Annotated in this window: 21 protein-coding genes and 3 pseudogenes; 11 read left to right on the top strand and 13 right to left on the bottom strand. The window is 60.2% G+C overall.

Features of this window, described 5'->3' with window-relative positions; genetic code table 11:
- Positions 1-47: 47 nt before the first annotated feature.
- From recJ to WGT02_RS10835, 4 genes are all read right to left on the bottom strand, one after another.
- Positions 48-1850: a single-stranded-DNA-specific exonuclease RecJ gene (gene recJ, locus WGT02_RS10850; protein WP_024314007.1), complete on the bottom strand. Its 1803-nt coding sequence runs from the start codon at positions 1848-1850 to the stop codon at positions 48-50.
- 182 nt (positions 1851-2032) lie between these two features.
- A complete protein-coding gene (locus WGT02_RS10845; RefSeq protein ID WP_024314006.1) occupies positions 2033-3355 on the bottom strand; it encodes a homoserine dehydrogenase in 1323 nt (440 codons plus the stop codon).
- Positions 3356-3420: 65 nt separating this feature from the next.
- Positions 3421-4638, bottom strand: a complete 1218-nt coding sequence (locus tag WGT02_RS10840) for an LL-diaminopimelate aminotransferase (RefSeq protein ID WP_024314005.1) — start codon at positions 4636-4638, stop codon at positions 3421-3423.
- A gap of 224 nt (positions 4639-4862) precedes the next feature.
- Complete coding sequence (locus WGT02_RS10835; protein ID WP_208248039.1) at positions 4863-5279, bottom strand: hypothetical protein; 417 nt, start codon at positions 5277-5279, stop codon at positions 4863-4865.
- Between the two features lie 154 nt (positions 5280-5433).
- Here WGT02_RS10835 and phaC point away from each other — a divergent pair, with 154 nt between their 5' ends.
- On the top strand, positions 5434-7272 hold the full coding sequence (gene phaC, locus WGT02_RS10830; protein WP_208248041.1) for a class I poly(R)-hydroxyalkanoic acid synthase: 1839 nt from the start codon (positions 5434-5436) through the stop codon (positions 7270-7272).
- Positions 7273-7296: 24 nt separating this feature from the next.
- On the opposite strand, the pseudogene WGT02_RS10825 reads toward phaC, so the two are convergent.
- Positions 7297-8318, bottom strand: a pseudogene (locus WGT02_RS10825) (methyltransferase).
- Positions 8319-8633: 315 nt separating this feature from the next.
- On the opposite strand from WGT02_RS10825, the gene WGT02_RS10820 reads away from it, so the two are divergent.
- From WGT02_RS10820 to WGT02_RS10805, 4 genes and pseudogenes are all read left to right on the top strand, one after another.
- A complete protein-coding gene (locus WGT02_RS10820; RefSeq protein WP_208248043.1) occupies positions 8634-9965 on the top strand; it encodes a DUF2778 domain-containing protein in 1332 nt (443 codons plus the stop codon).
- 491 nt (positions 9966-10456) lie between these two features.
- A pseudogene (locus WGT02_RS10815) lies at positions 10457-10859 on the top strand (ester cyclase).
- 674 nt (positions 10860-11533) lie between these two features.
- Positions 11534-12370 carry a type I methionyl aminopeptidase gene (map, locus tag WGT02_RS10810; RefSeq protein WP_024314000.1) on the top strand — a complete coding sequence of 279 codons (837 nt, stop codon included), beginning with the start codon at positions 11534-11536 and terminating at the stop codon, positions 12368-12370.
- Between the two features lie 7 nt (positions 12371-12377).
- Complete coding sequence (locus WGT02_RS10805; protein ID WP_024313999.1) at positions 12378-12578, top strand: hypothetical protein; 201 nt, start codon at positions 12378-12380, stop codon at positions 12576-12578.
- 271 nt (positions 12579-12849) lie between these two features.
- On the opposite strand, the gene WGT02_RS10800 is transcribed toward WGT02_RS10805, so the two are convergent.
- From WGT02_RS10800 to WGT02_RS10780, 5 genes and pseudogenes are all read right to left on the bottom strand, one after another.
- Positions 12850-13626, bottom strand: coding sequence for a molybdopterin-dependent oxidoreductase (locus WGT02_RS10800; protein ID WP_208248045.1), 777 nt, complete (start codon positions 13624-13626; stop codon positions 12850-12852).
- Positions 13623-14477 carry a cytochrome b/b6 domain-containing protein gene (locus tag WGT02_RS10795; RefSeq protein WP_208248047.1) on the bottom strand — a complete coding sequence of 285 codons (855 nt, stop codon included), beginning with the start codon at positions 14475-14477 and terminating at the stop codon, positions 13623-13625. The genes WGT02_RS10800 and WGT02_RS10795 overlap by 4 nt, the downstream gene beginning before the upstream one ends.
- A gap of 104 nt (positions 14478-14581) precedes the next feature.
- On the bottom strand, positions 14582-15208 hold the full coding sequence (locus tag WGT02_RS10790; RefSeq protein ID WP_024313996.1) for a hypothetical protein: 627 nt from the start codon (positions 15206-15208) through the stop codon (positions 14582-14584).
- Between the two features lie 74 nt (positions 15209-15282).
- The gene (locus WGT02_RS10785) at positions 15283-15873 is read right to left on the bottom strand and encodes a TetR/AcrR family transcriptional regulator (protein ID WP_208248049.1); all 591 of its coding nucleotides are present in this window, start codon (positions 15871-15873) and stop codon (positions 15283-15285) included.
- A 249-nt stretch (positions 15874-16122) separates the two neighbouring features.
- A pseudogene (locus WGT02_RS10780) lies at positions 16123-16930 on the bottom strand (SDR family NAD(P)-dependent oxidoreductase).
- A gap of 45 nt (positions 16931-16975) precedes the next feature.
- Between WGT02_RS10780 and WGT02_RS10775 the strand changes: the two are divergent.
- Positions 16976-17401 (top strand): helix-turn-helix domain-containing protein, encoded by a 426-nt coding sequence (locus tag WGT02_RS10775; RefSeq protein ID WP_024313994.1) that lies wholly within the window; start codon positions 16976-16978, stop codon positions 17399-17401.
- 640 nt (positions 17402-18041) lie between these two features.
- Here WGT02_RS10775 and WGT02_RS10770 read toward each other — a convergent pair.
- Positions 18042-18992, bottom strand: a complete 951-nt coding sequence (locus WGT02_RS10770; protein WP_208250448.1) for an AraC family transcriptional regulator — start codon at positions 18990-18992, stop codon at positions 18042-18044.
- Positions 18993-19067: 75 nt separating this feature from the next.
- On the opposite strand from WGT02_RS10770, the gene WGT02_RS10765 reads away from it, so the two are divergent.
- Complete coding sequence (locus tag WGT02_RS10765) at positions 19068-19895, top strand: oxidoreductase (RefSeq protein ID WP_208248050.1); 828 nt, start codon at positions 19068-19070, stop codon at positions 19893-19895.
- 748 nt (positions 19896-20643) lie between these two features.
- On the opposite strand, the gene WGT02_RS10760 is transcribed toward WGT02_RS10765, so the two are convergent.
- Positions 20644-20820, bottom strand: a complete 177-nt coding sequence (locus tag WGT02_RS10760; RefSeq protein WP_375679389.1) for a LysR family transcriptional regulator — start codon at positions 20818-20820, stop codon at positions 20644-20646.
- On the opposite strand from WGT02_RS10760, the gene WGT02_RS10755 reads away from it, so the two are divergent.
- Positions 20743-20988: a hypothetical protein gene (locus WGT02_RS10755; protein WP_141652543.1), complete on the top strand. Its 246-nt coding sequence runs from the start codon at positions 20743-20745 to the stop codon at positions 20986-20988. The two genes, WGT02_RS10760 and WGT02_RS10755, sit on opposite strands and share 78 nt — an antisense overlap.
- 45 nt (positions 20989-21033) lie before the next feature.
- On the opposite strand, the gene WGT02_RS10750 is transcribed toward WGT02_RS10755, so the two are convergent.
- Positions 21034-21477, bottom strand: a complete 444-nt coding sequence (locus tag WGT02_RS10750) for a MarR family winged helix-turn-helix transcriptional regulator (protein ID WP_024313990.1) — start codon at positions 21475-21477, stop codon at positions 21034-21036.
- Positions 21478-21589: 112 nt separating this feature from the next.
- Between WGT02_RS10750 and WGT02_RS10745 the strand changes: the two genes are divergently transcribed.
- From WGT02_RS10745 to WGT02_RS10735, 3 genes are read left to right on the top strand one after another with little or no spacing between them, the layout of a single operon-like run.
- Entirely contained in the window at positions 21590-23035 is a 1446-nt protein-coding gene (locus tag WGT02_RS10745; protein WP_208248053.1) for an aldehyde dehydrogenase, read from the top strand.
- A gap of 12 nt (positions 23036-23047) precedes the next feature.
- The gene (locus WGT02_RS10740; protein WP_024313988.1) at positions 23048-23878 is read left to right on the top strand and encodes a p-hydroxycinnamoyl CoA hydratase/lyase; all 831 of its coding nucleotides are present in this window, start codon (positions 23048-23050) and stop codon (positions 23876-23878) included.
- Positions 23879-23899: 21 nt separating this feature from the next.
- Entirely contained in the window at positions 23900-25342 is a 1443-nt protein-coding gene (locus tag WGT02_RS10735; RefSeq protein ID WP_208250449.1) for an AMP-binding protein, read from the top strand.
- Positions 25343-25639: the final 297 nt, after the last annotated feature.

The raw sequence follows: 25639 nt of genomic DNA, 5'->3' as shown, positions 1-25639 counted from the left end.
GCACGGCAGCCGTCTAACGAAACGCTGCGCCTATACATCCACCGAGCTCAGCGGGCAGGCGCAGCGTCCTGAACGCGCAACTGGATGCGTCGGGAGCCCTGATAGTGGTCCGCGCCGAGCGAGCCTGCAACGTGCAGGCTGGCGCCCCTGGAATTCAGGAGCAGGCTGCCGAGCAGCGTATCGGCGGCCCGAAAAGCAATCCCGTCGAGGCGGGCGCCGTCCATGGCTTCGAGCGTCACCTTCACGTGCTTGTCGCCAACCAGACGGGAATCGCGGACTCGATGAGCGGGAATCGCGAAGAGCGGTTGAGAATGGCCAGAACCGTAAGGCCCGGCGGTCTCCAGGCGATCGATCAGATCGATCGTTGCACCGCTGGCAGCAATCGCACCGTCGATTTTCAGGGTTTCGTTGGCCACGAGCGCCGCTACCGTCTTTTCGGCACGCTCGGTGAAGAAACTGCGCAGGTGGCCGAGCTTGTCGCGCTCGACGGTGAGACCGGCGGCCATAGCGTGGCCACCGCCTTTGACCAGCAAGCCCTCATCGACTGCCGCGCGCACCATCTTGCCCATGTCAAAACCGTTGATCGAGCGGCCCGAGCCGGTGCCCTTGCCGGATGGATCGAAAGCAATTGCGAAGGCTGGACGCTTGAATTTTTCCTTGAGGCGGGCGGCAATCAGGCCGACGATGCCTGGGTGCCACTTTTCGTGCGCAGTGACGATGACCGAGGCCCCCTCGCCATCCCCGTATTCCGCCAGCGCCTCGGCCTCGGCTTCCTGCAGCATTGCCGCTTCCATCGCCTGCCTGTCGCGGTTGAGCTCATCCAGTTTCTGGGCGATAGCCTCGGCCTCGCCCGTATCGTCCAGGGTGAGCAGGCGGCTGCCGAGCGCCGCATCGCCGATGCGTCCACCCGCATTGATGCGCGGGCCAACCAGGAAGCCAAAGTGATAGGGTGTCACCGGGCCGGCAAGGCCGGCCTTGCGAAACAGAGCGGACAGGCCGGCATTGCCCTGATGGCGTGCGGCGATCAGCCCCTTGACGACATAGGCACGGTTCAGGCCCTTCAGAGGGACAACGTCGCAAACGGTCGCAAGCGCGACAATATCAAGCCATTGCAGCAGGTCGATCGATCGCACGCGTGGATCCCCAGCCTCTCGCAGCAGGCGCAATGTCGCGACGAGTACGAGGAATACGACGCCCGCGGCGCAGAGATGTCCCTGGCCGGAGAGATCGTCCTCGCGGTTCGGATTGACCAGCGCATGGCAAGGCGGCAAATCATGTGTCACCTGGTGATGATCAATCACCACGACGTCGGTGTTGCGCCTGCAAGCCTCAGCCAGAGCATCATGGCTGGTAGACCCGCAATCGACGGTGACGATCAGCCGTGCACCGTTGCCGATCAGGCTGCCGATTGCGGCCGCGTTGGGGCCGTAGCCCTCGAAAATGCGGTCGGGAATGTAGATCTCGGCCTTGGCGCCAAAGTGCTTGAGAAAACGGAACATCAGCGCCGAGGAGGAGGCGCCGTCGACATCGTAGTCACCGAAAATCGCGACCTGCTGCTGACCGCGAATGGCTTGCGCGAGCCGCTTGGCCGCCTTCTCACAATCCGTCAGCGTATAGGGGTCGGGCATCAAGCCGCGAAGCGTCGGATCAAGAAACTCCAGCGCCTCATCGACGGTGACACCACGTCCAGCGAGAACGCGCGCAATGAGCTCAGGCATTCCGTGCATCTGGGACATGGCGAGCGCCCGGTTCTGACCGGCTTGATCCAGGCGCGATATCCAGCGGTTGTCCAAGACGGACTTCTCCACCCCCAGAAATGCGCGTTGCACCGGATCGGCCGGAAGTTCCATGTGGTCTGCTGCCCTCATCGCTTGTCACCACCCCGGGACCGGAGTGATATCGGCAGCTTTATGCGCCTTCGCGCGGTCGCACAACGGTTTTGGACGAGGCGGGCGACGTTAGCTGTGGACGCACGGGCAAGTCTGCCGCGGCGCGCCTCAGGCAATGTCGATGTGGTCGGAGGGAAGAGTTTTCAGTCTTCCTTGGGCCGCTCGATGCGGATCACCTGGGGCTCGCCGACATGATACCCCTCGCCCTTGATCGCAGCGACCGCCTTGCGAACGGAATCCTCCGTCGTCGCATGGGTGACCATGATGATTGTCTGGTGATGCGACGGCGCCAAATGCTGCTTCGAGCGCTGAACAATCGACTCCAGCGAGATATGGTTTTCCGCCATGTGGGTGGCGACGCTTGCAAACACGCCAGTGCGATCGAGCACGGTCAGGCGAATGAAATATCCGCCTTCGTGGCTCTGCATTTGCGCCTTGCGGTACGGCTCGAGCGATTTGGCGGGATGGCCGAGAACCGGCACACGCTGTGCGCCGGGGCGGCTTTTAGCGATGTCGGCGATGTCGCCGAGCACCGACGAAGCCGTTGCATTGCCGCCAGCGCCCGGGCCGACCATCAGCAGTTCACCGAGAACGTCGGACTCAATCGCAACGGCATTCGTCACGCCGTCGACCTGTGCAATGACAGAATCGACGGGCACCATCGTCGGATGCACGCGCTGTTCAATGCCGGTATCCGTCCGCTGTGCAACGCCGAGCAGCTTGATGCGGTAGCCGAGATCGGCAGCAGCGTGAATGTCCTCGATCGAGATGTTGGTGATGCCTTCGAGATAGATGTCGTCGGCTGCGATCTGGTTTCCGAACGCAAGCGTGGTGAGAATGGAGAGCTTGTGGGCCGTGTCATTGCCCTCGATGTCGAAGGCCGGATCGGCTTCGGCATAACCGAGACGCTGGGCCTCCTTCAGGCAATCGGCAAAGGACAGGCCCTCCTTCTCCATCTTCGTCAGGATGTAATTGCAGGTACCGTTCATGATCCCATAGATGCGGGAAATCGTGTTACCCGTCAGAGATTCGCGTAGTGCCTTGATGACGGGAATGCCGCCGGCGACGGCTGCTTCAAAGTTCAGCAGCACGCCCTTCTCTTCTGCGAGCGTTGCCAGTTCGACGCCATGATAGGCAAGCAGCGCCTTGTTCGCGGTCACCACATGGAGACCACGTTGGAGCGCCGCGCGCACGGAGGTGTTTGCCGAACCGTCGACGCCACCCATGAGTTCGACGAAGACATCGATGTCGCCCTTCTCCGCCAGGTCCTCCGGCCGGTCGAACCACTCGATGCCGCCGACGTCGATGCCGCGGTCCTTGCTCTTGTCGCGGGCGGAAACGCCCGTAATCAGGATCGGGCGCCCGCATGTTGCGGCAAGCTCATTGCTGCGCTGCTGAATGATACGGACAAGCGAAGCACCAACGGTGCCCAAGCCCGCAATGCCGATTTTGAGGGCATCTGCCATGGATTGATCCTGAAATGTGTCATGAAAGGCAGCCGCCGGAGCGGCTGCCATTGAGGGGGATTATATCAGCGATGTGCGTTGAGCGAGATGACGTTGTGCATCGTCTCATCCGCCGTCGACATGAACTTCTTGATGTTGCGAGCAGCCTGGCGAATGCGATGCTCATTCTCCACCAGTGCGAGACGGACATAGTCATCGCCCATTTCGCCGAAACCGATGCCAGGCGCTACCGCCACGTCGGCTTTCTCGACCAGCAGTTTGGAGAATTCCAGCGAACCGAGATGCCGGAACTTTTCCGGGATCTTGGCCCAGGCAAACATCGTCGCCGCCGGTGGCGGCACCTCGAAGCCAGCCTTGCCAAAGGTATCCACCATGACGTCGCGGCGGCGCTTGTAAACGTTGCGGACCTCCGCAATGTCCGAACCGTCGCCATTCAGCGCGTGCGTTGCCGCCACCTGGATCGGCGTGAACGCGCCATAATCGAGGTAGGATTTGACACGTGTCAAGGCCGCGATCAGCCGCTCGTTGCCGACGGCAAAGCCCATGCGCCAGCCCGGCATCGAGAAGGTCTTCGACATCGAGGTGAACTCGACCGTCACATCCATTGCGCCCGGAACTTCCAGAACCGACGGAGGCGGCTCGCCATCGAAGTAGATTTCCGAATAGGCAAGGTCGGAAAGCACGATGATGTCGTGCTTCTTGGCGAAAGCGATGACGTCCTTGTAGAAGTCCAGCGTTGCCACAAACGCCGTCGGGTTGGACGGATAGTTGAGGATCAGCGCCAGCGGTTTCGGAATAGAATGACGGACGGCACGTTCCAGCGGCGGGAAGAAGCTTTCGTCCGGCTCGACCGACATCGAGCGGATGACGCCGCCAGCCATCAGGAAACCGAAGGCGTGGATCGGATAGGTCGGGTTCGGGCAGAGGATGACGTCGCCCGGTGCGGTGATCGCCTGCGCCATATTGGCGAAGCCTTCCTTGGAGCCCAGCGTCGCGACGACCTGCGTGTCCGGGTTGAGCTTCACGCCGAAGCGGCGGGCGTAGTAGGCAGCCTGGGCCCGGCGCAGGCCGGGAATGCCCTTGGACGACGAATAGCGATGCGTGCGCGGATCCTGGACAACTTCGCAGAGCTTGTCGACGATCGCCTTCGGGGTCGGAAGGTCAGGGTTTCCCATGCCGAGATCGATGATATCGGCCCCGCCCGCTCGCGCGCTCGCTTTCAAACGGTTGACCTGTTCGAAAACGTAAGGCGGCAAACGCCGGACTTTGTGAAACTCTTCCATTTCTTTCCCCACGGAAATGCGGCCACCACGACCGCGCTCGAAGTTCGTCCTAATTCCCGGCTGTTCGCGATACGAACTTCAGAATCGCCAACGCCGTATTCATCAGACTTGCGTCACAAGGCATTTGTTTGACGGAAAGCCGTGCAGGCCGCGCATTATCAGGAAAAATTGATCTTCCGCTACTGTCGGAAGGCTTTGCTTCCAAATAGCAGCGAAGGCAAGGCCTAATTGGCGATTTCGGAGAGCGTTTCGGCGCCGTGCTCAGCCGCGAGCTTGCGATATTCCGCAACACGACGCAGATACTCGGCTTCCGAAATGGTGCCGGCCTTGCGCTGGGCGCCGAGTGCGGTCAGCTTTTTCTGAAGCCCGCCGGCCTCGTCGTCACTCATCTGAACGTTTGCGGCTGTCAGCGGCGCACCGAATCCCGGGTAGCCGTCCTTGTAATGCGAAAGGCCGCTTTGGGTGGGCGCCTCACCCTTTGTCGCGTTCATGACAACGGGCGTCGGCGCCGCTTGCCTGGCCGCGAAGGCGGCCTTTTCCTCAGGCGTTTGCATGCATCCGGCAAGCGTCATGGCCGCGGCAGCGCCGATGAGCGCGATGCAGGTCACGTTTGCGATGGTGCGAATGCCGTTTTTCGTCATGTGCCAGAGGTCCCAAATCCTGAGGTGCTTCGACTGTTAAATTCGTCGCCGCCACAAAGCAATAGCACGAGCGAGCATCAGCGGAACTTGTTTTATCGATCTTTCCAGATGTACAACTCGATTTGCAGGAACATGCTGCCGCCGGAGGAAACGCGTGACCGACAGCAAGCAGGAAAACGGCGACAAGGCAAAGAGCCAGGGCTTTGATGCAAAGGACCTGGATCCCTACCTGTTGAAAGATCCCGAGGCCATGGCGATCAATTTCGCCCGCGCGCTCGAGAATCTCGGCAAGGCGGCTACGGCCTGGCTCGCGCCACGCGAACGTGGCGAGATTGCACAAAATGCGGCGGAGCCGGTGACCGACATGGTCAAGACGCTCTCCAAGGTCACCGAATACTGGATTTCCGATCCGCGCCGCACCTTCGAAGCGCAGACGCAGCTGATGAGCAGCTACTTCGGCATCTGGATGCGCTCGATGCAACGGATGCAGGGCGAAACGCCGGCGCCGGAACCGGACAGCAAGGACAAGCGCTTTGCCGACGAGGATTGGCAGAAGAACCCGTTCTTCGAATTCCTGAAGCAGGTATACCTGATCACCGCTGATTGGGCCGAAAAGATCGTGGCCGAAACCGAGGGCCTCGACGAGCACACGAAGCACAAGGCCGGTTTTTATGTGAAGCAGATATCGGCCGCTCTCTCGCCGACCAATTTCGTTGCAACAAACCCGCAGCTTTACCGGGAAACGATCGCGACGAGCGGCGAGAACCTGGTGCGTGGCATGAAGATGCTCGCCGAGGACATCGTCAAGGGCCATGGCGACCTTAAGCTTCGCCAGACCGACATGACCAAATTCGCCGTCGGACGCGACATGGCGCTCACCGCGGGCAAGGTGATCGCGCAGAACGAAATCTGCCAGATCATCCAGTACGAGCCAACGACCGAGACGGTGCTGAAGCGCCCTCTCCTCATCTGCCCGCCGTGGATCAACAAGTTCTACATCCTAGACCTTAACCCACAGAAATCATTCATCAAATGGTGTGTCGATCAGGGGCAAACCGTTTTTGTCATCTCCTGGGTCAATCCGGACGCGCGCCATGCTCAGAAGGATTGGGCGGCCTATGCGCGCGAAGGCATCGACTTTGCCCTCGATACGATCGAGAAGGCGACGGGCGAGAAGGAAGCAAACGCCATTGGTTACTGCGTGGGCGGCACACTGCTTGCCGCAACGCTGGCGTTGCACGCCAAGGAGAAGAACAAGCGGATCAAGACCGCCACCCTCTTCACGACGCAGGTGGACTTCACTTATGCCGGCGATCTCAAGGTCTTCGTCGACGAGGAGCAGTTGGGGCGACTAGAGGCCCATATGGACGAGATCGGCTATCTCGACGGCTCGAAGATGGCGACCGCCTTCAACATGCTGCGGGCCTCGGAACTGATCTGGCCCTATTTCGTAAATAACTACCTGAAGGGCCAGGAACCGATGCCCTTCGACCTTCTCTTCTGGAACGCCGATTCCACTCGCATGGCGGCGGCAAACCACGCCTTCTACCTGCGCAATTGTTACCTCAGGAACGCACTGACCGCGAACGAGATGATCCTCGACGGTCAAACGCTGTCGCTGAAGGACGTCAAGATTCCGATCTACAATCTCGCCGCCCGCGAAGATCACATCGCGCCGGCCAAGTCGGTGTTTGTCGGAAGCCAGTTCTTCGGCGGCAAAGTCGATTTCGTGCTGGCGGGCTCCGGTCATATCGCCGGGGTCGTCAATCCGCCGGACAAGAAGAAGTACCAATACTGGACGGGAGGCGCTGCAAAGGGCGACTACGACACGTGGCTTACCGAAGCGGCCGAGAATGCCGGCTCATGGTGGCCACACTGGCAAGCCTGGATCGAGGCGAAGGACGGCAAGCGCGTGCCCGCCCGCAAGCCGGGCGGCGCCGCGCTCAACGCCATCGAAGAGGCGCCGGGAAGCTATGTGATGGAGCGCGTCTGAGCGCGATATTCCTGCTCGGCTTCGTCACTCCAGGAAGATCAGGCTCGCTGGTGATGGTGGCAGCGGTTTCGTGACGACGTCACGAAAACCGGCTGACTTGGCCATGTCGGCAAGCTCCCGCTCGGTGTAGGCGTCGCCCTTCGGCGTCGTCGCCAGCATGACCATGGCAAAAGCAGCCGGAAATTCGGGCGACACACGATCCTCGTTCGGAACGAACTCGACAATCGCGACACGGCCTCCAGGCACCAGGCTCGCGCGCGCCTTCTTCAAGAGCGTGACGCAGCCATCGACGTCGAAATGATGGAGGAAGTTCGGCAGCAAGATCAGGTCATAGCCGCTGCCCCAATCGACGTCGAAAGCGCTGCCGGGCTGGAAGGTGAAGCGCGCCACCACCCCCGCATTCGTCGCATTCTCCTCAGTCACCGCAAGAACCGGCTTCCAATCGAGTGCGACCACGCTTGCCGATGGCGATACTTTCGCGATTTCAATACCGAAAGCGCCGGGACCGGCGGCAATGTCCAGCACCTTGCTTGGCGGTTTTGACCATGTCGCCACGTCCGATGCCACGGCCTTCGCGCTTGCGCCGGTGAATGCCCCCATGGCTCTGGCAAACTTGACCCATATGGGATTATCCGGCGCCACGTTCGCCAAGCCGACGGAGCCGCCATTACGAACATAGGCGGCCGGGTCGTCTAGGAACAACGACACCATTTGCGGAGAAGCCAGGAAATCGATTGCTGCTCCCATATAGGCAGGCGAACGCCGATCGAGAAAGATCTGGCTCGACGGCGTCAGCCCGTAAGTCTCCCGCTCTTCGTCAAGAATCCCGAAACCACCAGAAAGTCGCAGAGAATACGCACTCCGCGCTCGGCGCAGCCCAATTCCGACGCGAGGATTGTCGCCGTGCGGCCTTCCCCGCCAAGTTTCGTGAAAAGATCGAATTCGATTGCCGCCTTGATCGCGGCCGTTTTCCGAAATGCGAACATCGCATCGACCAGCAAGGCCGGCGAGATTTCTTCATGCGCCACTGGATGTGTCGAAGACATTGGCTTTTCCTCCCAACGCGGAGTTCCGCGACGGGAGGCATTCATAGCAGAACCCGCACTCTTCGACACCTCATGACAAAGGAGGAGGCCGGCAATATCGGACCGCGGCGATGCGCTGAAATCCCTGCATTCGAATTCGTACGAGGCGAGCGATCACGTAAAGGAATTGGTTACCATAATTCGTCATTCTATCAGGCGACCGGATATATTAGCGGGCCGCAATTTAGCCCTGATGCTCCTATACCGGCCCCGGCGAAGAAAATATCAATCTGTCAGTACCGCCGGCCTAGTAACGAGTTGTGAAAGACAAGTGTTATGGCGTTTGCGGTCGATGTGTTTAGCAATAGCAGGCCCATAGGTACGTCCATTTCTCGCTTCCGTCGCTCTTTCCGCTTTCTCTCAGGTGCAGCTCTTATCGGTGCGGGCTTTGCCGCTTCAGTTTGGGTGGTCGCCACAGTCGCTACCATGCACATGGCCGCGCCGGCTCCGCATCCGAGCGCCGGTCCGCTTGCCGATGTCGCGCTTGCATCCACTGCCATCGCCAAGACCGATCCCACGCAGCGCCTCGTTCACGTCACGAAATTCTCGCGGTTGCGCATGAGCACGGAAAGAGAGCTAGCACTGGTAAGGGGTGCTCACGTGGCCGCTCCGTCCGCTGCGCTGGCAGCAGCATTCGTCGGGCAGTCCGAACCTCTCACTCTTTCCGAAGCCTCTCCGAATAAGCCGCCGGCAATGATTGTCGCATCAACAGCACCTGCCCAGCCGGCCCGCGCGACCAAGGACGATGCCGTGACCGCCACGCCGGTCGCTGTCGCCTCGGCTGATCGCATCATCATCCCGTCGAAGGAAGAGGTTGCAGCCGCCGAAGGACCGGCTCTACTGGCGCTCGCAGTGCCCCTGGCCGACGCCAAGGCAGAGGCACCGGCTGCCGCCGCCAAGCCGGGTCCGGTCGAAATTGCAAGCCTTGCGCCGACTGCCCCGACCGAGCAGCCTGCGTCCACGACGGCCCAGCCGTTCGATCTCGTGCTGAGCGGCAGCGACACGTCGATCCCCTTGCCGATGGCCCGGCCCGATGGCCTGAACAAGCGGGCCGCGCCCGACGATCGCAACGCCCCGGCAGAACCCGTGCTGGCCTATGCACGGCCCGATGCCGGCGCTTCGGATGATGACGACGACGCCATGCCGACCTTGAAGAAGGGACTTTCGGGCCCCATCGCCCGCAATGGCGTCGCGGTCTACGACATTTCCGCCAACATGGTCTACCTTCCGAACGGCGAACGCCTGGAGGCCCATTCCGGCCTCGGCAAGATGCGTGACAACCCGCGCTATGTGCATGCCAAGAACCGCGGACCAACCCCGCCTCATACCTACAATCTGACGATGCGCGAAAGCCTGTTCCATGGCGTTGCGGCCATCCGCCTTAGCCCCGTCGGTGGGGCGGGCTATATCTACAACCGCGTTGGCCTGCTTGCGCATACCTACATGCTCGGCGCCCGCGGCGACTCCAATGGCTGCGTATCCTTCAAGGACTACAGGCGTTTTCTCGCTGCCTTCAAACGCGGCCAGATCCGTCAGCTGGTGGTGGTCACGAGCATGCCGAACAAGCCGACGTCCACCTTTGCCTCGCTGTTCTCGTCGCGCTCCTAATCAGATCGTAGGCAAAACGACGCGCGCTCGATTTTCCCCGCATCGCGCCGCCATGCTAGCATCTCCTCGTTCCATCTTCGGATACACCGCAAGGCGTTGCGGCGAGACGGGACCGGCGCTGGATGATGGAGAACGACGCAGGCTCCTTCGGGGGTTTCGCAGAAATGCGCACGGTGAGAAAATTTGCCGGGTTCGAATTCAGAGCGAAAACGGGCGAGCGTTTGAACCATTGGGCGCCGAAACTACATGGTCATCAACATCGCCGGCAGAATGCGTAGCCCGTTCGACAGCGCACCGAACGCAAAGCGAGAGGATGATTTCAGTTGCGGACACCGGATTGGGCGGCACGTGAGCGACAGAGCGCCTCAGAGGAATGACATGGCTACTACTGCTAGGGTAAAGTTCTTCGGCCAGGCAAAAGGTTGCACGATGCCAAGTGGCACTCGGCGAGCATGGGCCACCGGCTTGACCGATGGAGCGCCGGACCTACGATGACGACGACCTTGCGTGACATCTATCAGTCGTATCTTTGCTGCCTCAATCGGCAGGCATGGAACGAGTTGGGGAAGTTCGTCTGCGAAGATGCCGAACATAACGGTCGTCCGTTTGGTTTGGAAGGCTATCGGGCAATGCTGATCAAAGATTACCAAGACATTCCTGACCTTCATTTCAATGCCGACACGATCGTCAGCGAGCCGCCAATGATCGCGGCGCGCCTGACATTCAACTGCTCGCCGAAAGGCGAATTCCTTGGCCTGCCCCTGAATGGTCGAACGGTATCCTTCGCGGAGAATGTGATCTTATGAGTTCGAGGGGACGAAGATTCGCCGCGTATGGTCGGCTCTGGACAAGCAAGCGATCGAACGGCAGCTCGCTGTCTCAACTGGCAAGTAAAGGGAAGTTGTCACCGGTTTGCAGGCTCACGAGCGCCGCACCAGTCTCTGTCGGCGCTCGTCCCTCTCCCGGATTTCAAGAGCTCTTTTCTCTTGGGCCGAAGGGCAACGAAGTTTGGCCGCAGCGGCCTTTCTTAGTGGTCGATTTTTCGTTTTCGGCTTTGCCGCGGATCGTCGATTGGGCAGTACGAATGGAACTCGACATTGTCGCTCGAATAGCTCTGTTCGGGATCGATCGGCGCTAGAAACCGTCCGCATCGGATCTACCGTCGCAAATGACTTATCCCGACATTCTTCGGTCGAAGCGCCTCAAGTGAAGTAACGGTCTCTTTGCGTTCCCTCGGTGGCATGGCAGAGATTGCCCCACAGGCATCACCACAATAACGCATCTTGGCCAGATCGGGTCCTGCTTTCGATACCCGAAAGCGAGTATGCTAAATGCTTGAGATTGTTGATCCTCGACTGCTTCGCTTTGGCTGAATCGGGCTCGCTTTAGGTGAATCTGAGGCGCTTTAGACCAGTATTTGCGTCGCTTTAATGTGGGTTCATCAAATCCACCCGCCGCCATCGAACACACCCTAGTACGGTAGAAATGACATCCACCCCATTGATCGCGATGCACGAACCCGGCATAGCTGCATGATGTACCAGAATGACAATCGCTAAGGCCATGCAATGGTGAATTATATCGAAGCCTCTTCCGCGCCATCGAAGAATACGGGCGCAATCAGGCTCTACGGTCCTGAAGCTTTCGAGGGGATGCGCAAGGCTTGCCAGCTGACCGCGCGTTGCCTCGATGAGTTGGCTGCTGTCGTCAGGCCCGGCCTGCCGACCGATGCAATTGATCGCTTCGTGTTTGAGTTCGGCATGGACAACGGGGCGATTCCGGCGACCCTAAACTATCGCGGCTACACGAAATCGACCTGTACTTCGATCAACCATGTCGTCTGCCATGGTATTCCGGATGCAAAGCCGCTGCGCGAGGGCGATATTGTCAACATTGACGTCACCTACGTGGTGGATGGCTGGCACGGCGATTCAAGCCGGATGTACCCGGTCGGCACCATCAAGCGCGCCGCTGAGCGGCTGCTTGAAGTGACCTATGAATCCCTTCTGCGCGGTATAACAGCCGTTCGTCCCGGTGCTCGTACCGGCGCGATCGGAGAAGCCATCCAGACATATGCCGAAGCCGAGCGTTGTTCCGTCGTGCGTGACTTCTGTGGTCATGGCGTAGGCGCGCTCTTCCACGACTCCCCGAATATTCTGCATTATGGCCGCGCAAGCGAAGGGCCGGAGCTGCGCGAGGGCATGATCTTCACCATCGAGCCGATGATCAATCTCGGCCGGCCGCATGTGAAAGTGCTGGCGGACGGCTGGACTGCCGTCACGCGCGACCGCTCGCTTTCGGCGCAATACGAACACACGGTCGGCGTCACCGCCGGCGGCTGCGAGATCTTCACGCTTTCGCCCGGCGGCCTCGACCGACCAGGCCTTCCGTCCCTGAACCGATGAGCGCTTGATGACGAAGGGTCCTGTTTCGCACTCCAACGACGCCGAACTGCCCTTCGCCGACAGCGAACTGGTATCGACGGTCGCTCACCGCACCCTGAAGAGCGAACTCCGAGGCAAGCAGGTCCTGTCGTCCTGGTCGTCGGTGACCCAGTACCGCCACGCAGCGATGGCGCACGAGACACGTGAGCAGTTCCGCATTCAGTTATAAGCAATTGATTTTGCTTTAACCAACTCCATCCTCGAAGGCGTCACTACGATTGCGCAAGCGGTTGCGGTCGGCCTCGATGCGGGCATGCGGTTCAATGAGTCTGCGGAGGCTGCCCTTCGTCTGCTCATGGGGCCCTCCGCGTCTTCTGTTCCTGATCGCCTGGCGTCTGCTTTTTGCTTACTGAAAACAAAGGCGCAGCGGGATCATCCTGCAGTTGGTTGACTTAGACCAGGAGCCGTGACGGCCAGCCTCCGGAGCTGGCATACGCGGGTCAGATCCCCGCATACCACTCGTATCCGCGGTCTTCCCAGAAACCGCCGTTTCCGCCCCAGAGACCCGTAAAGCTGTCGACGAGCTCGATACGCATGATGTACTTTGCCTGCTTGTAGCCCAGCTGCCGCTCGACCCTGAGCCGCAACGGCGCGCCATGGCCGATGCTGAGCTCGTTACCGTTCATCGCATGGGCGAGGATCGTCTGTGGGTGGAAAGCGTCGACAAGATCGATGCTTTCGTAGTAGCGGCCGCTTCCGTCGAGCGTCTTTTCGAGCTCATCGGCGCAGTGGAAGACCACGTAGCGCGCTGCGGGCTTTAGACCCGCCAAAGCGAGCAGGAGCGCGACTGGAACGCCGGTCCATTTGCCGATGGCGCTCCATCCTTCAACGCAGTCGTGGCGGGTGATCTGGGTACGGGCCGGGAGCTTCTTGAGGTCGGCGAGCGAAATCTCCTGAGGCCGCTCCACGAGGCCGTCGATCTTCAGTTTCCAGTCCTTGAACTTGCCCTCCGCCAGTTGAGCATATTCGTCGCTGTCGGGAGCGCTGGTGCCGTTTACGCGGAAGGATGGCGAAATGTCGGCCTCGGTAAATTCACGGGCCAGGGCATCACGCCCCTGAAGCAGCCGTTGCACCTTCATTGTCAACTGTTCGGCTGGACGAAGGATATTGGCGACGTCGGTGTTTTGATCCAACAGGTCGCAGCCGGACAGGGTGATGGCGCTGGCGCCCAGTGTACTGCCGATCAGGAACCGGCGGCGCGTGAGAAGATGGCTCATGATTTCATGCCTTTCTCCTGGATCGCGTAGCGGCCTGTGATCATCGAATGGATATTGTTCCAGGTCCCCGACAGCACGACCATCGCGATATGAACGATGACGAAGAGCACCAGAAGCGATGCGGTGATGAAGTGGATGGTTCGCGCGGATTGGCGCCCGCCAAAGACATCAACCAGCGCGGGAACGGCAGCGTCCATACCGGGCGACATGGTCAGGCCGGTCAAAACCATCAGCGGCAGCAGAACAACAATCACGGCAAGGTAGGTCAGTTTCTGAAGCGCGTTGTAGTGCTTGGCCTCCTCGCCTTCCGGGAAGCGAAGACGAGCGTGGTCAAGGACTTCGTGCCACAGGTGATGCGGCGACAGCTCGCGGGTTGTCGGTGCGAGATCCCGCCTGAAATGGCCGCTTAGGAGGCTGAAGCCGAGGTAAAGGACGCCATTGAAAAGAAGGAGCCAAGCAAAGAAGAAATGCCAGCGGCGTCCAGCGGCGAGATCCTGAATCGACGGTATCGTAGCCCAACCCGGAAAAGCCTGTTTCGTCCGCCCGCCGTCGACATCCGAGACTCCGAGGACGCCCGTTGTCGCAAATCCGACGCCCGCGACACGCACAAAACCGCGCGTTTCGCCTCCCCGTTCCTCAGAGCCAATCGTCAAGACAGCACGATCACCGTCTGCGCCGTAATGGCCCCAATAAAGCTCGGGATGGGCGTTAAAGATCTGCAGCCCGCTCAGCAGGAGGAAGCTCAGGCAAAGCGCGTTCAGCCCGTGCGTGAGCCGCGTGACGAGGGAGTGGCGGCGGATGAAGATCGTTTGAGGATATCGCACATTGTCATTGCTGGCATTCTCGTTCATGACGCGGCTCCGTCCATAACATCGATCGGCTGCAAGTCAGGCAGCATTCGTTGGTAGTCGCCGGTCGAACCGGTGGGGCGGACGAGCCGACCGGCGACGCGTGGTCACATGGGCGGGACCACGCCATTTTTTCCGACAAGCACCTGCTGGGCGATCGTGCCGGTCGCAGCCTTTTCGGCCGGGATGAAGACGACGGCGCCGGGAATGAGATCCTCCTTGGTCGCCGGAGCAAATGTCACGACGGGCGTGCCGTCCGGAATAGAAATCTTCCTTTCCTTGCTATGGTAGGACATGGTGACGGTCCGGCCGTCGACACCTTTAACTGCATCCGCCACGGTCGCGTTGGTCATGCTGCTGTTGGGCTTGAGGTCCCAACCGTAGCTGCCCTCACCGGCACCCTTGAGAGCCGGCGGGAAGATGAGCACTTCAAGCGCGCCGTCACCACCACCTTCTTTCGGCAGAGAAGCAATGCCGACGAAGTCGCCGGGCTTGATGTCCGTGACCTTTGCATTTGCGACGCTGGAAACCTTCCAGTCGTCAGCGAGGGCCACATCGAGGGTCTGTCCTTCGCGCGTCTTCACCTTGAGAGTGGACCCACTATAGTTGACGATGGTGCCCCGGACATTGACCCGTTCGGCCTTCATATCTTCGGCATGGACAGGCGCCGCGATGACGGCCGCCGAGATACTGGACAGCCCCAACACAAGGGCGGGGAGAATCTTCTTGATCATCAGTGTATCTTCCTACTAGTTGATAGGATTATTTGCCGCAGTTGTTGCTTCGGGCGGCAATCCCGCCCGCAGCTTTATTGAGCGACGGTCGGGGACAGTCGCTGCAAGGTGGGCGCCAGAATGGTGGCGAACACTTCAGGGGTTCCGTAAGCTCGCGCTGAGAGCATGGCTCCATGCACGGACGCCATGAACGCCTCGGCCTCAACGCTGGGTACGCTGGAGAGGTTCAAAGATCCCTCCTTGGCGCCGCGTTCCATGACGGAGGTCAACCATTTTGAGGCAAAGTGGAAAAACGCCTTCACCTCCGCCGCAACTTCGGGCGGCAGCGCTGGCAGTTCGCTCGCAAGCAGAGCGCACACGCAAAAAGGCCTGCTCGCGTCCTCGATGCATTTGGCCCAGTGGCCCGCGTAGGTTTGGAGGAGCTCGAAGGGGTTCTGGACGTTCCGTTCCAGACCCGCCACGGCCAGCTCGGCATCGTCACGATATCTCGCTACAAGCACGCGGACCAACTCGACCTTGCTCGGGAAATGGTGGTGGATGCTGGCCTTGCGGATCCCGACCACTTCAGCGATATCGGCGTAACTGAAGCCGTTATATCCTCCGCTCATGATCAGGGATCGGGCGGAGGCCAGGATTTCGTCAGAGGTTGTCAAAAGATTGCTCATGGAGTTTATCTACCTTCCAGTAGGAAGACGGTCAAGTGAAAGATGCGAAAGGTCTCACATTCCGGTCGTTAGGTCGCAGGGTGAGCACCTGTCGATGTTTCACCGGCATCCAAACTCCAAGCATGGTGCGCAGCCGCGTTCCGGCCGCCCGGCCGCATCTGAACCAACCGGCCGATGATCAACCTGCCGTTGCAGCTCAGAAACGGGAAAGACCTTCGATGGATGTCGGGCCGAAGCGCCAGGCAAGAGCTAAAGCCCGGGCCACATTCCGCCATCGAGCCTGAGGTTTGCTCCGGTGATGTAGCTTGCTCGCGGGCTGACAAGAAAACAGATCGCGTCGGCAACTCTTCAAGCGTTCCCACTCGTCCAACAGGAACCTGGGCGAACAGGGGCAGTACCGATTCTTCGATTTCCCTCCATGGAGCGTCGGCCGCAACTCCCTGGTTGCTAGCCACCTTCCGGAAAGCTACGTCGAGGCTGGCGCTATGGATCGTCCCGGGCGAAACGGTATTCACTGTAATACCATCCATAGCGACAGCCTTCGCCAGAGATGCCTCATCGCGATCATGGCCGCTTTTGCTGCCGCGTAGTCAGGTCTCTTGAAAGGAGGCATCATTGCCGCGAGGCTGGAAATGTTGACGATCCTTCCCCACTTCGCCTCCCGCATGGCCGGCAGCAGACGCGATGTAATTCGAACCGCCGCAAGGACGTTGCGATCATATCCCGCCGCCCAAGTCTCGGGCCGCGTTGTTGTCCAGTCCTCAGTCGCGCCGGACCCACCTGCGTTATTAATCACGATCTCAACGGGCTTAACAAAAGCCTGCGCATCATCGACAAGGCGTTGTACCTGATCGTCGTCCGTCAGGTCGCCGATGACGACATGGGCGCGTCCACCTTGAGCGACTATGTCGTGAGCGACTTCTTCAGTCTTGATCTTGTTGCGGCCATGAACAATGACGATCGCACCCTCGCGGGCAAGCACGCGAGCCACCCCTTCGCCAATCCCTTTGCTGCTGCCAGTGACCAGCGCAACCCTTTCATCGAGTTTCAGATCCATTACGTCGCTCCCGTGCTAGTGTCAGGATGTTATGAGGACAGGACGATGAGTGACGCAATTACGCACTTAAAAGTGCCTGTAGAACGTGAGGAAAGAGATGTTTGCCTTGGCCCGGAAGGTTCGGTCGCGCATGTGAACAGGGTGCTTCGTATGATCAGCGGACGATGGAAGCTGCCGATCTTGTTCCGCCTTTTCGCAAAATCTTCGATGCGGACTTCGCAGTTGTTGCGGGGCATTCCCAACATCTCGCAGAAAATGCTGACGCAGCATCTCAGAGAGCTTGAGAACGACGGGCTTGTCGTGAGGCGAGACTTTGGTGAGCAGCCGCCACATGTCGAGTACGCTCTTACGGATTCTGGTCGCGGCCTCATGCCGGTGCTGATGTCAGCAAGGGAGTTCTCCCGCCTTCATCCAGATCTGAACCCCACGAGCTCGGTTGTTGCACGTCGACGTAACGAGGGTGGTGGTTGAGCAACGCGCAGTTTTGTCGCGCAATCGCGCCCATCGGAACATTGAGAAGGGAGGATTGGGCCTCGACCGTGGTCCCTCATTGGACGGCGCGACGGGCGCCGAGGTGCCTTCATCGAGCGTCCCGAGCATGATGAGGCGATTGCCGGCGGCCTTGCACATTTTTACGGCCAGCCGCTGATCGACCTGCGGGCGATGTCGCGGTGGTGACATCTTATCTTCAGATCGTTTCACCTGGACTGCCAGGGCGAACAAAGAGTTCTCGCCAACCCTGGCATGTCGACGGGCTACCGGATTCATCGCGCTGTGGTGAACCGCTGGGAACTGGAGCGACATGGGGGCAGATGGAAAATTAGAAGGCTAACCCTCCTGCCAGTTGATGGCTCGGAATCTCACCAGGAACTGCTGCGGAAGGGCCTTGATGACCTGTCCTTTTCAAAGGGCTCTGCCAACGCGTCTTCCACGCCAAGGCACGACGTTTGTCCCTTCGTCGGCCGATCCGTTGGTCATGGGATCTTGATTCTCCCCACGGCTCCGGTGACGCAGATCGAGCGACGCGGCTGCGCGTGGTTCCGGCTCTTCTTATTCATCGGCACTCATGCCCACCTTCTCGAAGGATCGATGTTGAGACGGCTAAGCACCATTATCCGGCGGCGTCCGTGTAGAGTTCGCCGAGATGTTGGCGGACCCATTTCACCTCTTCGGAGGCCGTGCGGCGGAAGTGGCGTTTGAAGTCGCGGCTAAATTGGGAGGGGCTGACATAGCCGACCGACAGCGCGACCTCCGCGATGGTTCGGTCCCGGCGCGCCATCATGAGCCTCGCCTCGTGAAGTCGCATCGCCTTCACGTATTGCATCGGCGTACTGCCGGTCAGAGACTTGAAATGGGCGTGGTAGGAAGGGACGCTCATGCCCGATTCGCTCGCCAGCGCGGCGACCGAAATCTGCGTGCAATAGGTTTCGCGGAGCCGGGCTAGGCTTTGCATAATCCTCCCGGCTGTGCCTCTCTGCTGCAAGGCGGAGATTATTGCATCGCCCTGCGGTCCGATCAGCACCCGGTATTGCAGCTCGCGCAACAAGGCCGATCCTAGAACCGCCGTCTCAAGCGGATCGCCGAGCGCCCGCAGTAGGCGCAGCAGGCAATCTTCGATCTCCGGTTCCATTCTGCTCGAAACAAGGCTTTTGGCTTCTCCGACTGCCGGACCGGAACGTCTCATCTCCACTTCTGAAGCGATTTCGGCAGCCATCGGCATGTCGAACTCAACATAGACCGCCAGCAGAGGGCGTGATGGGCTAGCCACCGATTCCATCCGAAACGGAACAGGCACCGACACAGCCAGATAATGCTCCTCGTCGTAGAGATAGACCTTCCCCTCACACAGGCCTTGCTTGCGCCCCTGCAACACGAATACCGCACCCGGCCTATAGAGCACAGGGACGTCGTGAAGGACTGCCTCTGTCCTGAGGATGCGAACGCTGTCGAGCTGCGTCGCATTGTATCCATGAAGAGGCGCAAGAAGCCCGGCCCGTTCCACCAACTCCTGGCGCTTTAATCTCTCGTCCTTCAGCTTAATAGGATTTGGCAAGGAGTTCATAGTTCTCAGCATCGTGAGCCCTCGATAGGGAGACTATTTGTCTAATCATTCGAGTTATCAAGCAGAGAACACATCATGTCACAGAAGACCTTCTTCATAACCGGTGCCAATTCCGGCTTCGGTCTCGCCATAGCAGCTGCCGCCGACTGTGAGGGCCATAGGGTTATCGGTACCGTCCGCTCGGGAGCCTCGCGATCCTTCCTTGCGGAACGCCTGCCGAGGGTGCATTCAGTCCTGTGTGACGTGACCGAATTCGACCGGATCCCCAACATCGTCCGACGAGTCGAGGAAGAGCACGGCCCGGTTGACGTCCTGATCAACAACGCCGGTTACGGCCACGAGGGGATTCTGGAAGAGTCTCCGCGTGAAGAGATGCGGCGTCAGTTCGACGTCAACGTCTTCGGTGCGGTTGCGATTGCCAAGGCCTTCATGCCGCTGTTCCGTGAGAGGCGTAGCGGCTTCATCGTCAACGTCACGTCCATGGGCGGAATGATCACCATGCCGGGGATTGCCTTTTACTGCGGCAGTAAGTTCGCCCTGCAGGGCATCTCGGAAGTCATGCGTTCCGAAATGGCTCCGTTTGGTGTGCGTGTCACCGCACTCTGCCCCGGCTCGTTCCGGACGGACTGGGCTGGACGGTCGATGGCCCGGACCGACCGGTCCATCGCCGATTATGACGCACTCTTCGATCCGATCCGAAAGGCGCGCCAGGAAAAAAGCGGCAAGCAGCTTGGTGACCCCGACAAACTGGCAACGGCCGTTCTACGGCTGATCGAGTCTGACAATCCTCCACCGCAGCTTCTGCTTGGGAGCGATGCGCTCAAGTTTGTATCGGAAAGAGTGGAGCGTCTGCAGCAGGAGATCGCGGAATGGAAGTCTGTCACCGTCTCGACCGACGGCTGATGGCTGCAAGTGGGCTCGCTCCTAATGCAAAGCACGAGCAGAATCTTTTTCGATCGACTGAACTATGGTGTAGCAGTGGCGGGAAGCCGCATGGTACGGGCGTCCTAGCCCGTCAGCGCGACCCTAGCAACCGCTTCCACCCTCGGGCGCGTCCGACACCACCCGCGCCAGGATGGACATGCTGAATTGGACGGTCGGTACGAACCGGGCCAGCGCATGGGTGCCCGTCGACACCGGAATCTCGCCACCCTCCTCTCCTCGGCCAAAGCGTGCCATCAGGCGCTCGAGCGTCACTGCGCGCGCGGTCCGCACAAGTTCGCCGAACTCTACACATCCCGCGCTGCCGACAACGGAAAGCGTTCCATGTAGCCGTCAGGAATGTCCGCGGCACAGCCCGTCAAGTGACGCACGCTAGCGGACGGCGCATCATCGAAGTCTACAACGCTGCGGCGCAGGTGGATGTGGGAGATTTTAGCCTGAAGCGCCCGACGGCGAGTGCAACCCTAATCTTCATACCCCAGTCCTTTGCCCCAACTTTCTTGGACTAAAAGTACTCGTGCCGTCCCATCGCTCATTCGACATCGTATGTGCCGCACCGTGGCTTTACATGATCCTGCACGATCGAGAGTGAACTGAAGGTGATGCCGCTTGTGCTGCCTGTGATGAGGATAGTATTGCCGCTCAGTTTCATGTTGCTCCTTATCTTTGGGTATTGGAATGTCGCTGACTCTTTTGTTCCGTCCCGACGCTATCGACAGCGCCTCCCCGTAGCGCGATCGAGATATCTGAGAACTGCGCGGACGTTGCGCAGATAATGCTTATCTGCTTTCGTCAAGCGCACGCCAGCATGGCTGCGTTCGAACAGGGTGAAGCCGATCTCGTCTTGGAAAACGCGGATGCTTCGACTGATTGTCGGCTCCTGCAAGTCCAGCGCAATGGAAGCTTGACGGAAACGGGCGTTTCTCGGCGGCAGCGAGTGCATAGCGCAGATGTTGCAGAACGACTTGAACGCAGCGGTGTGACGGTGACCGACGATACATTTGACATCGTGGCGGCCGGCTTCGACGCGGGGGTGCAGTTGGTTCAGAACTGACAGATTCATCGCCAATCCGATCTACCAGACGTCGAAACTGAGCAACTAGCGCCGGGGCGCGTTCATCCAGATTTTCCCTAGCAGGCGGCGAAGCTCGGCGCGTTCGTCCGCGTTAAGCCTTTCCAGCATCCGGTCCTCGTGTTCGTTCAGGCGGCGCAGCCAATCGGCGGCGGCGTCTTTGCCGGCCTGTGTCGGGAATAGCCGTTGAACGCGCTGATCGGTCGCCTCAGCCTCTCGGGTGAACAGGCCCTTTGCCTCCAGATCGGCCAGGAACTGCACAATGTTGGCGCGCTGCATCCCGAGGATGCGGCAAATCTCGGCCGAGGTCAGCCCAGGCGTTTCGACCATGCACAATAGCACGCTCAGGCCGATTGGGCGGGCATCCACCTGCGCAAGCGTTTCCACTGCTCCGTTCAGGTCGAAGACCGATGCACGGCGAAGATGATAGCCTACAAGGCTCAGCAAGGCGCTCTTTTCGTTGTCAATCATGTGCCGTCATGTGCCTTTCCAAAAAAACCGCTATACAAGATAGCGATCTTCGCGTTAATTTACCCTCGGACGATATGCTCGACGGTTCGGGCAGCATTCTTGGAGGACTGTCGTGAGCATTGTCAATCTTCGCATCGCGGGGGCAGAGCGGGCCGCGAGCCGCACATTCCGCCGATATAACCCGGTGACGGGAGCACTTGCCAGCGAGGCCGCCGCCGCCAGCGTCGAAGACGCCCGTGCAGCCGCGGAAGTGGCGGCCGATGCATTCCCTGCATGGGCTGCCCTTGGTCCTAATGCCCGTCGCGCGGTACTGCTTAAGGCCGCCGACGTGATCACAGCGAAGGGTGAGGCCTTCGTCATCGCAATGGCTTCCGAGATAGGCGCAACCGAAGGCTGGGCGCGGTTCAACGTGATGCTCGCCGCCTCGATCCTGCGCGAGGCTGCGGCGTTGACCACGCAGGTCTCGGGCGAGGTGATCCCTTCGGACAAACCGGGCTGCCTTTCGATGGGCATCCGCGAACCCGCGGGCGTATGTCTCGGCATCGCGCCCTGGAACGCGCCAGTGATCCTCGGGGTGCGCGCGCTGGCCACGCCCCTCGCCTGCGGCAATGCCGTCGTGTTCAAGGCTTCCGAGATCTGCCCTCGCACCCACGCGCTGATCGTTGAGGCGCTGGAGGAAGGCGGCCTTCCCCCGGGTCTTGTCAGCCTCGTGACCAACGCACCCGAGGACGCAGCCGAGATCGTCGGAGCGCTGATCGACCACCCGGCGATCCGACGCATCAATTTCACCGGGTCAACCAAGGTGGGCCGGATCATCGCGGAACGTGCCGGGCGGCAGTTGAAGCCCTGTTTGCTGGAACTGGGGGGCAAGGCTCCGCTTCTGGTGCTGAAGGACGCCGACATTGACGAGGCGGTCAAGGCGGCAATCTTCGGAGCCTTCTTCAACCAAGGCCAGATCTGCATGTCCACCGAACGCATTATTGTCGTGAGCGACGTGGCCGATTCATTTGTTGAGAAGTTCACCGACCGCGCGGCGCAGCTGAAGGCGGGCGATCCGGCACAGGGCAACGCCCCTTTGGGAGCAGTCGTGGACGCCCACACGGTAACGAAGGTCCAGTCGCTAATTGAGGACGCGCAGTCAAAAGGAGCCACTGTGACCAGTGCCGGCTCGGCTGAGGGCGTTCTAATGCCCGCGCAGGTCGTAGACCGCGTCACCTCGAACATGCGGATCTACACGGAGGAGAGTTTTGGTCCCGTCGTCGCCATTCTGCGCGCAGAAAATGAAGAGGACGCAGTAAGGCTTGCCAACGACAGTGAATACGGGCTGTCGGCGGCGGTATTTACCCGCGACATCTCGCGCGGGATCGCCGTGGCGCGGCAGATACGGTCCGGCATCTGCCACGTCAACGGACCCACTGTGCATGACGAGGCCCAAATGCCCTTCGGTGGTACCGGTGCCTCTGGCTACGGTCGCTTCGGTGGTCGTGCCGGCATAGCCGAATTCACGGAGCTGCGCTGGATCACGGTCGAGACACAGCCTGGACATTTTCCAATTTGAAAGGACGAACATATGGCAAACGACATTGATACCGTGACTTGGGATATAGCGGACGGAATCGCCTGGCTGCGCTTTAACCGCCCCGACAAGCGCAACGCTATGTCGCCAACGCTTAACCGGGCGATGATGGAGGCGCTGGACCAGTTGGAGTTCCGCGACGACGTGGGCGTGCTGGTGCTGACCGGCGCAGGCTCCGCCTGGACCGCGGGCATGGATCTGAAGGAATACTTCCGCGAGACCGAGGCTGATGGTCTTGCCGGCACACGCAAGGCGCAGCGCGAAAGCTATAGCTGGTGGCGGCGGCTGCGCTGGTACCAGAAACCGACCATCGCTATGGTCAACGGCTGGTGCTTCGGCGGTGGCTACGGACCGCTCTTCGCTTGCGATCTTGCCTTTGCCGCCGACGAGGCGAAGTTCGGCCTTTCCGAGATAAACTGGGGCATTTTGCCCGGAGGCGGAGCCACGAAGGTTGCGGTGGAGCTGCTGCCTTTCCGCAAGGCGATGTACCACTCAATGACCGGCGAGCCGATCGACGGGAAGACAGCCGCAGACTGGGGCCTTGTGAACGAGAGCCTGCCCTTGAAAGAGTTGAAGGACCGCGTGACGCAGGTCGCGAGGGTGCTTCTGGAAAAAAACCCCGTTGCGCTGAAGGCCACCAAGGACGCTGTTCGCCGTGTCGGGCCGATGAGCTATGACGACGCCGAGGACTATCTCGTCCGCGCGCAGGAGGCCGCCAACTCCTACGATGCCGAGGGGCGGAAGGAGGGAATCCGCCAGTTTATCGACGAGAAGAGCTACAAGCCCGGCCTAGGCGCTTACGACACGTCGCGCAAGGCAGGCTGACGATCTCAGGGAGGAGATGTGATGCTGGACTTTACAACCCCCGATCCGGTGGCGCTTCACGCGCGCCTCCGGCCCGATGCTCTTGCCTGTCTCGACCTCGCTACGGGCAAGAAATGGACCTACACGGCGTTGGATGCTGACATTGAGCGTGCCGTAGCGGTGCTGCGGGCCAAGGGAGTGACGGAAGGCGACCGCGTGGCTGTATTGGCTCGTAATTCGGGCTGGCAGGTCGTGATGCAGCAAGCGCTAATCCGCATGGGCGGCATTTTTGTTCCGCTGAACTGGAGGCTTTCAGAGCCCGAGATCGATATCCTTCTGGCCGATTGCGCCCCGAAGGAATTGTATCGTGACATGGCGGGTTTTGCTGAAGCTGTTGAACTGGCCGTTCCGGGTGACCGTTGCACGCCTCGTTCGCAGTCTGAGACCTGCACGATCCTCTATACTTCCGGCACGTCCGGAAGTCCCAAGGGCGCGATGCTGAGTGCGAGCTGCCTTCTGGCCACCGCTGTCAATTTCGGTGTGCTCGGCGAAGTGGACAGCAACAGCGTCTTCCTTTGCGACACGCCGATTTTCCACGTCATAGGCTTGGTGACACAGATCTGGCCCGCGCTTCTGCGCGGCGGGACATGCATGATCTCAGCCGGATTCGATCCTGAACTGACCAATACGCGGTTGGCCGATCCGGAGCTGCGTGTCACACATTACTTCTGTGTGCCTCAAATGGCCGAGGGGCTACGCCACGCACGGAATTTTGCGCCAGATCGATGGGCGCTGAAAGCCCTGTTCACCGGCGGCGCGCCGAATCCGGCCGCTCATATCCACTGGTGGTTGGACCGCGGCGTGGCAATGGTCGATGGCTACGGCATGACCGAATGCGGCACGATCCTGGGAATGCCTCTCTCGGCCCGGATCGTGCGCGAAAAGGCCGGGGCGGTCGGCCTGCCAGGCCCTCTTACTCGCGTAAGGTTAGTGGACGAAGATGGGCGGGAGGTGCCCCACGGGGCCGAAGGCGAGGTCCTTGTGCACGGGCCGAACGTGATCAGGGGTTACTGGAACCGGGAGGACAGCGCGCTCGGTGCCGATGGTTGGTTGCGCACGGGCGATGTCGGCCGCGCAGATATTGACGGCTACATCACTATCGTAGACCGGCGAAAGGACATGTTCATCTCGGGTGGCGAGAACGTCTATCCGGTTGAAATCGAATCCGTGATGGCCTCCCATCCAGCCATACGCGAGGTCGCTGTTATCGGCGTGCCCGACTCGCGCTGGGGCGAGGTTGGCCGTGCCTTCGTGGTGCTTGTGCCCGGTAAGTCGATTGCGGAGAACGAACTGGCCCAGCATTGCGAAACCTCCCTCGCTCGCTACAAGATCCCGAAAACCTTCGTAACCGTCGATGCCTTGCCGCGCACCGCCTCTGGCAAAGTCATGAAACACATTCTGCGCGACGAATTCCTCACGGCGTGAACGAAACGCCGACTGCTGGCGACGCTCGGCACCCTGCCCGCTCTGTCGGCAGGGCGCCGAATTCTGCCGCCGATGCCGACCCGGCGCATATCGGACCATGCCGGGCTTACGGTCGAAATCGTGAATGATGAGCAATGAGCGACTGTCCGGGTGGCAGGATTACACGCCGCTGCATGGACAACAGCAAGATTGCTATTTTATATCGCTATATGACATAGCGTTTTTTCTTGACATAACGCATGCCCTGACGACATCTTGCTCGAACGGAAGTCGCAGGAGGAGACGCGCCTTCCACTC

It is taken from the genome of Rhizobium sp. T1470, from assembly GCF_042140505.1.
GTDB classification, from domain to species: domain Bacteria; phylum Pseudomonadota; class Alphaproteobacteria; order Rhizobiales; family Rhizobiaceae; genus Rhizobium; species Rhizobium favelukesii.
This window is presented reverse-complemented; position numbering and strand designations above follow the sequence as displayed.